At 69.7% G+C, this 13,563-nt stretch carries 12 protein-coding genes; 9 read left to right on the top strand and 3 right to left on the bottom strand.

The window, feature by feature from the left end; all coding sequences use genetic code 11:
- The first annotated feature begins 80 nt into the window (after positions 1-80).
- Both rimP and nusA read left to right on the top strand, forming a co-directional pair.
- Positions 81-578: a ribosome maturation factor RimP gene (gene rimP / locus ASD30_RS02435; RefSeq protein WP_056676438.1), complete on the top strand. Its 498-nt coding sequence runs from the start codon at positions 81-83 to the stop codon at positions 576-578.
- On the top strand, positions 578-1,558 hold the full coding sequence (gene nusA / locus ASD30_RS02440; protein WP_056676441.1) for a transcription termination factor NusA: 981 nt from the start codon (positions 578-580) through the stop codon (positions 1,556-1,558). The genes rimP and nusA overlap by 1 nt, the downstream gene beginning before the upstream one ends.
- 25 nt (positions 1,559-1,583) lie before the next feature.
- Here the strand turns inward: nusA and ASD30_RS02445 are convergent, their stop codons facing one another.
- Positions 1,584-2,156, bottom strand: coding sequence for a histidine phosphatase family protein (locus ASD30_RS02445; protein WP_056676444.1), 573 nt, complete (start codon positions 2,154-2,156; stop codon positions 1,584-1,586).
- A gap of 196 nt (positions 2,157-2,352) precedes the next feature.
- Here ASD30_RS02445 and ASD30_RS02450 point away from each other — a divergent pair, with 196 nt between their 5' ends.
- From ASD30_RS02450 to ASD30_RS02475, 6 genes are all read left to right on the top strand, one after another.
- Entirely contained in the window at positions 2,353-2,613 is a 261-nt protein-coding gene (locus ASD30_RS02450; RefSeq protein ID WP_056676448.1) for a YlxR family protein, read from the top strand.
- Between the two features lie 135 nt (positions 2,614-2,748).
- Complete coding sequence (gene infB, locus ASD30_RS02455; protein WP_056676451.1) at positions 2,749-5,664, top strand: translation initiation factor IF-2; 2,916 nt, start codon at positions 2,749-2,751, stop codon at positions 5,662-5,664.
- Between the two features lie 283 nt (positions 5,665-5,947).
- The gene (gene rbfA / locus ASD30_RS02460) at positions 5,948-6,409 is read left to right on the top strand and encodes a 30S ribosome-binding factor RbfA (RefSeq protein ID WP_056676454.1); all 462 of its coding nucleotides are present in this window, start codon (positions 5,948-5,950) and stop codon (positions 6,407-6,409) included.
- Positions 6,406-7,302: a tRNA pseudouridine(55) synthase TruB gene (truB, locus tag ASD30_RS02465; protein ID WP_268788271.1), complete on the top strand. Its 897-nt coding sequence runs from the start codon at positions 6,406-6,408 to the stop codon at positions 7,300-7,302. The genes rbfA and truB overlap by 4 nt, the downstream gene beginning before the upstream one ends.
- 129 nt (positions 7,303-7,431) lie before the next feature.
- A complete protein-coding gene (locus ASD30_RS02470) occupies positions 7,432-8,370 on the top strand; it encodes a bifunctional riboflavin kinase/FAD synthetase (protein ID WP_056676457.1) in 939 nt (312 codons plus the stop codon).
- Between the two features lies 1 nt (position 8,371).
- Positions 8,372-9,343 carry a hypothetical protein gene (locus tag ASD30_RS02475; protein WP_056676459.1) on the top strand — a complete coding sequence of 324 codons (972 nt, stop codon included), beginning with the start codon at positions 8,372-8,374 and terminating at the stop codon, positions 9,341-9,343.
- 43 nt (positions 9,344-9,386) lie between these two features.
- Here ASD30_RS02475 and ASD30_RS02480 read toward each other — a convergent pair whose 3' ends face one another.
- Both ASD30_RS02480 and ASD30_RS02485 read right to left on the bottom strand, forming a co-directional pair.
- Positions 9,387-10,025, bottom strand: coding sequence for a LuxR C-terminal-related transcriptional regulator (locus ASD30_RS02480; RefSeq protein WP_056676462.1), 639 nt, complete (start codon positions 10,023-10,025; stop codon positions 9,387-9,389).
- Positions 9,977-11,125: a sensor histidine kinase gene (locus tag ASD30_RS02485; RefSeq protein WP_056676465.1), complete on the bottom strand. Its 1,149-nt coding sequence runs from the start codon at positions 11,123-11,125 to the stop codon at positions 9,977-9,979. The genes ASD30_RS02480 and ASD30_RS02485 overlap by 49 nt, the downstream gene beginning before the upstream one ends.
- 137 nt (positions 11,126-11,262) lie before the next feature.
- On the opposite strand from ASD30_RS02485, the gene ASD30_RS02490 reads away from it, so the two are divergent.
- Positions 11,263-13,422 carry an MMPL family transporter gene (locus tag ASD30_RS02490; RefSeq protein ID WP_056676468.1) on the top strand — a complete coding sequence of 720 codons (2,160 nt, stop codon included), beginning with the start codon at positions 11,263-11,265 and terminating at the stop codon, positions 13,420-13,422.
- The last annotated feature ends 141 nt before the right edge of the window (positions 13,423-13,563 follow it).

Here is a 13,563-nt window from a genome sequence, read left to right on the forward strand (position 1 = left end):
GGGAGACTCTAACCGGAGGTCTTGATCCCACGGGATTGCCAGTATGGTTGGGCCCACAACAGCACAAGGAGGTCGCACCCATGAGCAGCGCCAAGTCTGACGCAACCAGGGATCGCATCGAAGCGGAACTCATCGACCCCCTGTCGACCATGGGTCTCGACGTCGAGGCGGTCGAGATCACTCCCGCCGGCAAGCGTCGTGTCCTTCGCGTCGCCGTCGACAAGGACGGTGGTGTCAACCTGGACGACGTCGCAGCCGCCACCCGCGAGGTCGAGCGCGTGCTCGACGCCTCCGACGTGATGGGGGAGCACCCCTACACGCTCGAGGTCACCTCGCGAGGCGTCGACCGGCCGTTGACCCTCCCGCGCCACTGGCGCCGCAACGAGGACCGCCTGGTCAAGGTGGCCCTCGTGGAGGGCGGCGAGGTCGAAGGCCGCATCAGCAGTTCCACCGAGACCGCAGTCACCCTCACCATGGAGGGCCCTGGCAGTGACGGAGCCGACCGCGAGGTGGCGTACGCCGACATCGCCAAGGCCAAGGTCCAGATCGAGTTCAACCGAAAGAGCAAGGACGCCTGATGGACATCGACCTGAACATCCTCCGCATGCTGGAGCAGGAGAAGGAGATCAAGTTCTCCGTTCTCGTGGAGGCCATCGAGCAGGCCCTGCTCACGGCCTACCACAAGTCCCCGGGGGCGCAGCCGCGCGCGCGGGTCGTCCTCGACCAGAAGAACGGTCACGTCTCGGTGCTCGCCGCCGAGGTCGACGAGGAGGGCAACGTCGTCACCGAGTATGACGACACTCCCGACGGCTTCGGCCGGATCGCCGCGACGACCGCGAAGCAGATCATGCTGCAGCGGCTCCGCGACGCCGAGGACGAGATCCGGTTCGGTGAGTTCTCCGGCAAGGAGGGCGACATCGTCTCCGGCGTCATCCAGCAGGGCCGCAACCCCGACGACGTGATGGTCGACCTCGGCAAGCTCGAGGCGATCCTGCCGCTGGGCGAGCGGGTGCCCACCGAGAAGTACGAGCACGGCGCCCGCATCAAGTGCATGGTGGTCTCGGTGCGCAAGGGCATGCGCGGGCCGCAGATCACCCTCTCGCGCACCCACCCCAACCTGGTCCGCAAGCTGTTCGCGCTCGAGGTCCCCGAGATCGCCGACGGCACGGTCGAGATCGCGGCGATCGCCCGCGAGGCCGGTCACCGAACCAAGATCGCGGTGCACTCGCGCGTGCCCGGGGTCAACCCCAAGGGCGCCTGCATCGGCCCGATGGGCCAGCGGGTCCGCAACATCATGTCCGAGCTGCACGGCGAGAAGATCGACATCGTCGACTGGTCCGAGGATCCCGCCGAGCTGGTCGCCCACGCGCTCTCGCCGGCCCGGGTCAGCTCGGTGCACATCGTCTCGCTCGAGGAGCGTTCGGCACGGGTGATCGTGCCCGACTTCCAGCTGTCGCTGGCGATCGGCAAGGAGGGCCAGAACGCCCGACTCGCCGCCCGACTGACCGGCTGGCGCATCGACATCCGCTCCGACGAGGCTCCGCCGGTCGCACCCTGAGGTTGATCTGCGGCGGTCTGCCGGGTCACCAGGCCCGGCAGACCCAGCCGTCACCGTCGATGTCGACCTCGACGAACTCGCAGTTGCCGATGCGTCGTGCTTCGTGGCCGTCCAGACGCACCAGCGCAGGCACGCCCATGCGCAGCAGGCCGCCGTGGCTGATCACGAGCACGTCCTCACCCCGGTGCTGGTCGGCGATCTCGGACAGTGCGGACCGAAACCTCTCGATGCCCTCGGCGCCGGTCTCGGCCCCGGGCACACGTACGTCGAGGTCGCCATCGGTCCACCGGCGGTAGATCTCGGTGAACGCGTCGTCGTCGGTGAGCTCGCCCTCGCCGTACTCGACCAGCGCCCGGCGCGTGGTCACCGAGATGCCGAGCGCGGCCGCCACGATCTCGCCGGTCTGCACTGCGCGGGCCAAGGTGCTGGTGTAGACGTGGGAGACCTTGCGATCGGCCAGACGCCCGGCCAGACCGGCCGCCTGCTGGCGGCCGAGCGTGGTCAGTGACCCGCCCTCGTCGGCCAGCTCGGGCTGTTCGTACTCCGCCTCGCCGTGTCGGGCCAGGATGATCCGGCTGGCGCACTGCAGGTCACTCATGCCGTTCAGGCTACTTCCCACGGAAGCCCCTCGCTTCCCACGGAACATCTGCCGTGGGATGTGCAGGTTTCCCCGGTGCGCCGGGGAAACCTGCTGGTCCAGGGGATACCGGTTCGGCGTTGGGCGCGCCAACGGCTAGACTCTTGGATTGGTGGTTACGACTGGCAACATTCCCGCGCGCCCACGCCCCGTGCGTATGTGTGTGGGGTGTCGCAAGCGGGCCACCACGCTTGAGTTGATCCGGGTCGTCGCCGGATCGGATGACCACGGCCCCGCCGTGGTGCCCGATCCCGACGGCACGGCGCACGGCCGTGGTGCTCACCTGCACCCCACGACCGCGTGTCTCGACCTGGCAGTGCGCAAACGCGCTTTCCCCCGAGCCCTGCGGTTCGCGGGGGGCCTTGATGTGACCGCACTGCGCACGATGATCGACTCCGGCACAGACACCACACCGTGATTGACCTACAGGAACTGGAGCAGCAGCTCATGAGCACTCGATGAGTACTTCCCGATGAGTTTGCACAACCACTAACGGTCCGAATCACCTCCTCCTGCATCAGGCAGCGTCGGGGCTCGGGCCAGAAGGAGAAGCGTGGCCAAGCCCCGAGTACACGAACTCGCCAAGGAATTCGGCGTCGAGAGCAAGTTTGTTCTCGAGAAGCTGAAGGAGATGGGGGAGTTCGTCAAGTCTGCGTCCTCGACCATCGAGCCCCCGGTGGCGAACCGATTCAAGAAGGAGTACGGCGAGCAGCTCAAGGCCGCCGCCGCCACTTCCGCCCCTGCAGCGCCTGCCAAGGCTGAGACCAAGGAGGCCGCCAAGCCGGCCCCCGCCGAGGCGCCCGCAGCGGCACCCGAGGCCCCGGCCGCTCCGGCTGCCGAGAAGCCTGCCCCTGTCGAGGCACCCACCGCCGCCAACAAGCCGGCGACGAAGCCCGGGCCGCGACCCGGTCCGAAGCCGGCGCCCAAGCCGGCCGCCGAGGTCCCGGCCGAACCCGTCGCCGCCGAACCCGTCGCCGCCGAGCCCGTTGCCTCCGAGGCACCGGCTGCTCCGGAGACGCCCGCAGCCGAGGCACCCGCCGCGGCTGCTTCTGCCACGCCGAAGGCGCCCGCGCCGAAGGCGCCGGCCCCGCGTCCGGTGGGCAAGCCCAGCGGCACGCCGCGCCCCGGCAACAACCCGTTCTCGTCGAGCCAGGGCATGGGCCGTCGCCCCGCCCCTGCCGACCGTGGACCCGCGCCGAGCACCGGTGGCGGCACTGGTGCCCCGTCCGGCGACCAGCGTCCGCCGCGGCCCCCGGCCTCGCGTGACGGTGGTGCTCCGGGTCGTCCGGGCATGCCCCGTCCGAACCCGGCGATGATGCCCAAGTCCCCGGCCGCCTTCGGTGGCGGCCCCGGCGGTCGTGGTCCCGGTGGCCCCGGCGGCGGTCGTGGCGGTGCGCCCGGTCGCGGTGGTGCTCCGGGTCGTACCGGTGCTCCCGGCCGTGGCGGTGCCCCCGCCGGCGGTCCCGGTGGCGCACGCCCGGGTGGCTTCGGCCCCGCGGGTGGCGGTCGCCCCGGTGGCGGTCGCCCCGGCCAGCGTGGCCAGACCCAGGGTGCCTTCGGTCGCCCCGGTGGTCCGTCGCGTCGTGGGCGCAAGTCGAAGCGGGCTCGTCGTCAGGAATTCGAGGCCATGCAGGCCCCGACGATCGGTGGTGTGCGCGTCCGCAAGGGTGACGGCGAGACCGTTCGCCTGGCGCGTGGCGCGTCCCTGACCGACTTCGCCGAGAAGATCAACGTCGACGCCGCTTCGCTGGTGCAGATGCTGTTCTCCCTGGGCGAGATGGTCACGGCGACCGAGTCGGTCGACGAGGCGACGTTCGAGCTGCTCGGTGAAGAGCTGAACTACGTCGTCCAGATCGTGTCCCCGGAGGACGAGGACCGCGAGCTGCTCGAAGGCTTCGACATCGAGTTCGGTGCCGACGAGGGCGACGAGGGCGACCTCGCGTTCCGCCCGCCGGTCGTCACCGTCATGGGTCACGTCGACCACGGAAAGACCAAGCTCCTCGACGCGTTGCGCAGCGCCAACGTCGTCGACAAGGAGGCTGGTGGCATCACCCAGCACATCGGTGCCTACCAGGTCGCGACCGACGTCGACGGCGACGAGCGTCGCATCACCTTCATCGACACCCCCGGTCACGAGGCGTTCACCGCCATGCGTGCCCGTGGTGCCCAGGCCACCGACATCGCGATCCTCGTGGTCGCGGCCGACGACGGTGTCATGCCGCAGACGGTCGAGGCGTTGAACCACGCCAAGGCCGCCGGTGTCCCGATCGTGGTCGCGGTCAACAAGATCGACAAGCCGGAGTCCGACCCGACGAAGGTCCGCGGACAGCTCACCGAGTACGGCCTCGTGCCCGAGGAGTACGGCGGCGACACCATGTTCGTCGACGTGTCGGCGAAGTCCGAGCTCAACCTCGACAAGCTGCTCGAGGCCGTCGTCCTCACCGCCGACGCGTCGCTCGACCTGCGGGCCAACCCCGACCAGGACGCCCAGGGTCTGGTCATCGAGGCGCACCTCGACCGTGGCCGTGGCCCGGTTGCCACCGTGCTGGTCCAGCGCGGAACGCTCCGGGTCGGCGACTCGATCGTCGCCGGTGCGGCTCACGGCCGGGTCCGCGCGATGCTCGACGAGCACGGCAACAACATCGAGGAAGCCGACCCGGCTCGCCCCGCCATGGTGCTCGGTCTGAACGCCGCCCCCGGCGCCGGTCAGACGTTCATCGTGGTCGACGACGACCGCATGGCTCGCCAGATCGCCGAGAAGCGTGAAGCCCGTGAACGCGCGGCCATGCAGGCCAAGCGCCGCGTGCGTCGTACGCTCGAGGACTTCATGGCCTCCATGGAGAAGGGCGAGAGCCAGGAGCTCAACCTCATCCTCAAGGGCGACGTGTCCGGTTCGGTCGAGGCCCTCGAGGACTCGCTGGCCCAGATCGACGTCGGCGAAGAGGTCTCGCTGCGCGTCATCGACCGCGGTGTCGGTGCGATCACCGAGACCAACGTCGACCTGGCCGCCGCCTCCGACGCCATCATCATCGGCTTCAACGTCCGCCCGCAGGGCAAGGCGAGCCAGATGGCCGAGAAGGAAGGTGTCGAGATTCGTTACTACTCGGTCATCTACCAGGCGATCGAGGAGATCGAAGCAGCGCTCAAGGGCATGCTCAAGCCGGAATACGAAGAAGCCTCCCTGGGCAAGGCGGAGATCCGCGAGATCTTCCGCTCGTCCAAGGCCGGCAACATCGCAGGCTGCATGGTCATCGACGGCACCATCCGCCGCAACGCCAAGGCGCGTGTCCTGCGCGACGGCGCCGTGGTGGCCGACAACCTCGACCTCTCCTCGCTCAAGCGGGAGAAGGACGACGCGTCCGAGGTCCGCGAGGGCTTCGAGTGTGGTCTGGTGCTGAAGAACTTCCAGGACATCAAGATCGGCGATGTCGTGGAGTCCTTCGAGATGCGCGAGATTCCGCGGGGCTGATTGCTCGCTGTTCGACGGGGCGGGTCCGGCTGTTGCCGGGCCCGCGCCGCACCAACCCGGGGCGCTGCGGCGGCGCGTCGCGCGGAAGCGTCTCCTTTGCTGCTCTTCGCTGCGCGCGCCGCGGCCAAGCCCCTTTACGCCGCCCCGGGCAGGCGCGGCTCCGGCCGCAGGTCGTCACCCCGTGCAGGCCAATGCAGTCCCGCCCACAACCGGACCCGTCAATGCGGGGACCTAGACTCATTCTTCGCGGGCTTGTCCCGCGCACGTACTTCCAGGAGGAACCATGGCCAGCCCACGGGTTCGCAAGATTGCGGACCGGATCAAGATCATCGTCGCCGAGATGCTGGAGCGGCGGGTCAAGGACCCTCGTCTCGGGTTCGTGACCGTCACCGACGTGCGGGTCTCCGGCGACAGCCAGCACGCGACCGTCTTCTACACGGTGCTCGGTGAAGAGGACTCGCTGGCCGGCACCGCCGCTGCGCTGGAGTCGGCCAAGGGGCTGATCCGTGCCGAGGTCGGCAAGCAGCTGGGCATCCGCCACGTGCCGACGCTCGAGTTCATCCACGACGCACTGCCGGAGACGGCTCGCCAGCTGGACGACGTACTCGCTCGCGCCCGGCAGATCGACGAGCAGGTCGCCGCGACCCGTGAGGGTGCGACGTACGCCGCCGGCGAGGACGCCTACAAGAAGCCGCGCGTCGACGAGGACGCCGCGGACGAGGCAGACGAGGCCGACGAGGCGTGAACGCCGCCGGTGCCGCCGGACTGGTCGTGGTCGACAAGTCCGGGGGCATGACCTCGCACGACGTGGTCGCGCGGGTACGCCGCCTGGCCGGCACCCGCAAGGTCGGCCATGCCGGCACGCTCGACCCGATGGCAACCGGGGTGCTGGTGCTCGGCGTCAACCGGGCCACCCGGCTCCTCGGACACCTGATGCTGACCCAGAAGGGGTACGACGCCACGGTGCGCCTCGGCGTCTCGACGACCACCGACGACGCCGAGGGCGAAGTCATCGCCGAGGCGGTCGCGGCCAACCAACAGCCGGGACTGGTCGAGGCCGAGTTCGCCCGTCTGGTGGGCGACATCGAGCAGGTGCCGACCGCGGTGTCGGCGATCAAGGTCGACGGCAAGCGCGCCTACCAACGCGTCCGTGACGGTGAGGCCGTCGCGCTCAAGGCCCGCCCGGTGACCATCCATGCGCTGGAGGTGCTCGATCAACGGGTCGTCGGCGACTGGCTGGACGTCGACATCTCGGTGCGCTGCTCGAGCGGCACCTACATCCGCGCGATCGCCCGCGACGTCGGTGTGGCACTGGGTGTCGGTGGACACCTGACCGCCCTGCGGCGTACGGCGGTCGGCGGCTTCGACCTCTCCGTCGCACGCACGCTCGATCAGCTGAACGACGAGTTCGCGATGGTGCCGATCGCCGACGCGGCGCGGGCCACCTTCCCGGCGTACGAGCTGGACGACGCGCAGGAGGTCGACGTACGCGTGGGCCGCAAGCTCGCCATCGACCTCGAGGGGCTGACCGCGGTCTTCGCCCCCGACGGCGAGTTCCTCGCCCTCTACGAACCGGTCGCGTCGGAGGCGTCGGGCGTGCTGGCCAAGCCGGTCGCCGTCTTCACCGGTAGTCCCTGACGTTTCGGTCCCTCCGAGGCGATACTCCCTGACGTTTCGGTCCTTGAGGCTCAAGGACCGAAACGTCAGGGAGTATCCAGGGGTGAGGGCGCAAACGTCAGGGAGTATCGATATGGGAGAGTTCTGGCTGTGCAGATCTGGCGTTCCCTGACCGACGTGCCCGACGGCATCGGTCGCACCGTGGTGACGATTGGCAACTTCGACGGTGTCCACCTCGGACACCAGCACGTCGTACGACGGGCGCGAGAAGTAGGCGACGAGCTGGGCATCGCGCACGTCGTGGCGGTGACCTTCGACCCGCACCCGATGGCCGTGCTGCGTCCGGAGCACGCACCCTCGACGCTGAGCACCATCGAGGACCGTGCCCGGCTGCTCGGCGAGGCCGGAGCCGACGGCGTCCTGGTCCTGCCGTTCGACCGCGAGATCGCGGGGTGGACTCCCGAGGAGTTCATTGACCGGGTGCTCGTCACCGCACTGAAGGCAAGGGCCGTCGTGGTCGGTGCCAACTTCCGCTTCGGCAACCGCGCCGCGGGCGACGTGAACACCCTCCGGGCGACTGGGGCGAGCCGCGACTTCGTCGCCGAGGGCATCGCCCTCGACGGCGGCCCGCAGGTCTGGTCCTCGACCTACGTGCGCACCTGCCTCGCCGCCGGCGACGTCTCGGGCGCTGCCGAGGCCCTGGGTCGTCCGGTGACCGTGCGGGGCGTCGTGGTCAAGGGCGACCAGCGCGGCCGCGAGCTCGGCTTCCCCACGGCCAACGTGCCCACCACGGGTGCAGCAGCGGTCCCCGCCGACGGCGTGTACGCCGGGTGGCTGCGCCGCCTCGACACCGACGAGACGTTCCCCGCCGCGATCAGCGTCGGCACCAACCCCACCTTCGACGGGGTGCGCGAGCGTCGTGTCGAGTCCTACGTGCTCGACCGCACCGACCTGGACCTGTACGGCGTGGAGGTCGAGGTGGAGTTCGTCGAGCGGATCCGCGGCATGGTCGCCTTCGAGGGCGTGGAGAAGCTGGTCGAGACGATGCACGGCGACGTCGACCGCACCCGCGAGATCCTCGGGCTCTGACGTGGCGGACCGGGCCGACGTCGCGGCGGTCGAGGACTGGTTCGTCGCCAACGGCCTGCCCTACTTCGTCGACGGCATCCGCGAGGACGTCGGCCGGCGGATGCGCCCGTCCCGGCTGCTGGCTGTCCTCGTCGTCGGCGTCGTGCTGGCCGTCCCGGTCGGCCTGGCCGTCGGGCTGTGGGCCGACCAGGTGTCGTACGGCGTCTCCAGCGCCCTCACCACGCTTGCCGGTGTCTTCGGCGTCTACGGGCTGCTGACCCTGAAGGCGTGGCTGTGGATCCGGTGGGCGGCCGGCCAGACGCTGGGCTCGCTGAGCCTGATGGTCCCGCTGGTGACCCGGGCGCTGCCGTTGCTGCTGCTGTTCATCACTTTCCTGTTCATCAACGCCGAGGTCTGGCAGGTCGGGGCGACTCTCGACGGCGGCATCATGTGGGCGGCCGTGATGCTGTTCGCGGCGATCGCGGTGGGCTTCCTGCTCTCGCGGCTGCCGGAGGAGCTCGACGCCTTCGACCGGGACTTCGACATCACCAGACTCTCTGGCGCCTGCCGAGGCACCCCGCTCGAGGCCGAGGCGAACCGGCTGCGCGAGACCCACACGCAGCTCCCCGTCCCACCGGAGGTGACCGGGTTGCAGAAGGCCAACCTGGTGCTGGTGCTCCTGGTCGCCCAGATCGTGCAGGTGCTGCTGTTGTCCCTCTCGGTGTTCGCGTTCTTCATCCTCTTCGGCGTGGTGGCCATGGACGACGCGGTCATCGAAACCTGGGTCGGCCACAGCCCCGAGACCTTCCTCGGACCGGTCAGCCGCGAGCTGGTGCAGGTCTCGGTCTTCCTCGCCGCGTTCAGCGGGCTCTACTTCGCGGTCTACGCCGTCACCGACGAGCTCTACCGCAAGCAGTTGTTCACCTCGATCACCCGCGAGCTCGAGCGCGCGGTCAGTGCCCGGGTGGTCTACCGCTCGATGCGCCGGGGTTGAGTGCTGAAGTGGTTGCTCGGGCCGCCACCTCGGCACTCGACCTTCAGACGCGTAGCCAGGCCAGCACGGCACGCACCCGACGGTTGTCGTCGTCGGCCACGGGCAGGTCGAGCTTCGCGAAGATGCTGTTCGTGTGCTTGGCCACGGCCTTCTCGGTGACGAACAGGGCGCTGGCGATCGCCTGGTTCGAGCGGCCCTCGGCCATCAGGGCCAGCACCTCCTGCTCGCGCGGGGTCAGCCTGTCGACCGGCTCCTCGCGCTTGGCCATGATCGTGGAGATCACCTCCGGGTCGATGACGGTGCCGCCGGCCACGACCCGGCGTACGCCGTCGACGAACTCACCCACGTTGGCGACCCGGTCCTTGAGCAGGTAGCCCACCGCCCCCTGGCCGCTGGCCAGGAGCTCGCGGGCATAGAGCTGCTCGACGTACTGCGAGAGCACCATGACCGGGAACCCGGTCCGCTCGGCGCGGATGTCGATCGCCGCGCGCAGGCCCTCGTCGGTGAAGGTCGGCGGCATGCGTACGTCGAGCACGGCACCGTCGGCCTCGTTCTCACGCAGGGCGACGGCGAGCGTGGTCGCATTGTCGACGGCTGCCACGATCGTGGCGCCGTTGGCCTCCAGCAGCCGGATCAGGCCGTCCCGGAGGAGGGCGTTGTCCTCGGCAACGACAAGGCGCACGGAACCTCCAGGGTGATCAGCGTCGGACCTCCAGCGGGACTCGACACCCTCATCGTGCCGTCAAACGCAGCCAGCCGCCGCATGACCCCCCGCATGCCGGTGCCCGCGTTCACGTCGGCACCGCCCCGGCCGTCGTCGCCGACGACGGCGTGGAGGCATCCGTCGGTCCAGCGCAGCTCGACCCAGCCGTTGGCCGCGGCCGCGTGCTTGCCGATGTTGGCCAGGCACTCGGCGATCGCGAAGTAGACCGCGGACTCGACCGGAGCCGGCGGTCGTCCTGCCAGGTCGGTGGTGACCTCGACCGGCACCGCCATGTCGAGGGCCAGGGCCTGTACGGCGCCTGCGAGGCCTCGGTCGGCCAGCACCGGCGGGTGGATGCCGCGCACCACGGAGCGCAGGTCGCCGAGCGCTGCGCCGGTCGTGTCGCGGGCCTCGGTGACCAGCTTGCGGGCCGCCTCCGGGTCCCGCGCGAAGAGGTCGTCGGCCATGCCCAGCGTCATGCCGAGGGCGACCAGTCGGGCCTGGGCGCCGTCGTGCAGGTCGCGCTCGATGCGCCGCAGCTCCGCTGCCGAGTGGTCGACGGTGTCGGCGCGCGAGACGGTCAGGTCGACGACTCGCTGCTCGAGCTGGCCGGTGTGGCCGCGGCTGAGCAGCGCCCGGTCGAGCATGGCGCGCAGTCGCATGATGTGCGGAGCGCCGTACCACCAGAAGGCACCGGTCACCACGACCAGCAACAGCAGCACGGTCAGCAGGCTGAGGATGAAGCCGACCGGCACGATGACCAGTGCCCAGGTGAGCTCGCGCCAGGTCATCGGGTCGCGGGCCCAGGTCTGGAGGCGGGTGAAGAGCGGCTGGCCCGTCGAGGGCAGGCGGTTCGCCGGCACGTCGTGCCCGAGCGTCTGCGCCGCCATCGACCGGTGCCGGTCGGTGATCCAGTGCAAGGACGGAAGGGCGGCCAGCAGGATCGGGATGCCCACGGTGACCACCGTCAGCACGCCGCCGAGCACGACGAACACGACCGTCACGAGCACGAGCGGAAACATCAGCAGCTGGAGGGCCGCGAATCCGGTGAGCCGCAACGGGCCTGGCTTCTCTTCCATGCCGCCATCCTCCCTGATTCCCCGACTCCGGACAGTGGTGCTGGGTCCACCCCCGTCGTGGAACCAGCGCCCCTGACCGGAGCTCGTCGGGCCACAAGGCTGGACGCAACAGACCAGACTCTTGAAGGAGCACGGACATGGCAGTCCACAACCCGCTCGCCGGCCTCTCGCTGAAGGCCGCCCGGTGGAGCGCAACCCATCCCTGGCGGGCGATTCTCGCCTGGGTCGGCTTCGTCGCCGTCTCCGTCGGGCTCGCGATGGCGGTGCCGACCGTCAACGCGGACGGCGAGGACTACTACATGGGGGAGTGGGGGCGGGCCACCCAGATGATCGAGGACGCCGGCCTCGACAACCCCGACAGCGAGGTCGTGCTGATCACCGCGGACGGCGACCTCGACCAGGCGAAGGCGGAAGCCGCGGCGGCAGAGCTCACCGAGCGGATGCGCGCCACCGACGGCGTCGACGCGGTCGCCGAGCCCCAGTGGAGCGAGGACCGGTCCGCGCTGCTGGTCTCGGTGCAGCTGGCCCGCGACCAGGAAGACGTCACGGACCTGCAAGCAGTGACCGAGGACGTCGCCGCCGACCACACCGACCTGCAGATCGGCCAGGCGGGTGACAACTCCGTCGACGACGCGATCAACGACCAGGTCGCCGACGACCTCTCCTCCGCCGAGGCCACCAGTGTGCCGATCACGCTGATCCTGATGCTGATCGCCTTCGGTGCCCTGATCGCCGCCGGCATCCCCGTCCTCCTCGCCGTGACGAGTGTCACCGCGACCATGGGGCTCACCGCGCCGCTGTCGCACCTGATCCACGCTGAAGACACGGTCAGCAGCATGATCGTGCTGATCGGCATGGCCGTCGGCGTCGACTACTCACTCTTCTATCTCAAGCGCGAGCGAGAGGAACGCGCGAAGGGCCGCACCACCCTCGACGCCGTCGAGATCGCCGCCGAGACCTCGGGCCACTCGATCCTGGTCTCGGGCTTCGCCGTGATCGCCTCGATGAGCGGACTCTTCGTGGTCGGCGGTGCCACCTTCAACTCGCTGGCCGCGGGATCGATCCTGGTCGTCGCGATCGCCGTGCTCGGCTCCATCACGGTGCTCCCCGCCCTGCTGGTCAAGCTGGGCCGTTGGGTGGACCGCCCCCGCGTGCCGTTGCTGTGGCGGATGAACCGCCGCATCGGCGCCGGTGGCATCAGCAGCCGCGTCCTGGCACCGGTCGTACGCCGACCCGCGGCCGCGCTGGTCGTCTCTGTCCTGGCAGTCGGAGCGCTGGCCGTCCCCGCGCTCGGCATGAAGCTCCACTCAGGCAGTCTCGAGACCCTGCCCACCAAGATCGAGGAGGTCCAGACGCTGCGCGCCGTGGCCGACAAGTTCCCCAGTGAAGGGCCGGCAGCCGAGGTGGTCGTCCGGGGCGGAGGTGATGACGCCCGGGCGGCGCTCGACCAGGTGCAGGAGGCAGCCCTCGAGACCGGCCGCTTCGTCTCTGCTGGAGCCGACCCGATCCGGACCTCGAAGGACGGCGAGACCTCGGTGCTGACCCTGGCCATGCCGTACGACGAGGCCGACGACCGGGTCGACCGGGCACTGGAGACCCTGCGCGACGACGTGCTGCCGCCGGTGCTCGACGACACGGGCGCGACCTACGCCGTCGGTGGTGGGGCCGCGTCGTCGTACGACATGGTCGACCACCTCAACAGCTATCTGCCGCTGGTGATCGGGTTCATCCTGCTGCTCACCATGGTGATGATGGGCTTCGCGTTCCGCAGCGTGCCGATCGCGTTGGTCTCGACCGGGCTGAACCTGCTCTCGGTGGGAGTCGCGTTCGGCCTGATCACGCTGGTCTTCCAGCACGGCTGGGGCGCCGACCTGCTCGACTTCTCCAGCCCCGGCTTCGTGATCGACTGGATCCCGATGTTCGTGCTGGTGGTTCTGGTCGGGCTCTCGATGGACTACCACGTGTTCGTGCTCGGGCGGGTTCGTGAGTACGTCGAGGCCGGAATGCCGACGCGCCTGGCGGTGCGCAAGGGCGTCGCCGACACCGCCGGTGTCGTGACCAGTGCCGCGGCGGTGATGGTCTCCGTGTTCGCGATCTTCGCGACGCTGAGCATGATGGAGATGAAGATGATGGGCGTCGGCCTCTCGGCCGCGATCCTCATCGACGCGACCGTCATCCGGCTGGTGATGCTGCCGGCGATCCTCGTGCTGCTCGGTGACCGGGCCTGGCCCGGTCGGCCGAAGGACGCGCGCGGTGAGCAGGTGGCGGAGAACGACCCGGGCTACGCCCTGGTCTGAAGCCCCGGGAAGCGATGAATTCAGGGCGCGGCGGGGGTCAGAACCTCCGTCACGCCCTTGCTCACAGCTCCTGAGGTACCCCCGATTGGGGATAAGGGAACACCTAGGGGCTTTTCCTGATGCGCACCACCACCCACCGCT

Source organism: Nocardioides sp. Root140 (assembly GCF_001426745.1).
Taxonomy (GTDB): Bacteria; Actinomycetota; Actinomycetes; order Propionibacteriales; family Nocardioidaceae; genus Nocardioides.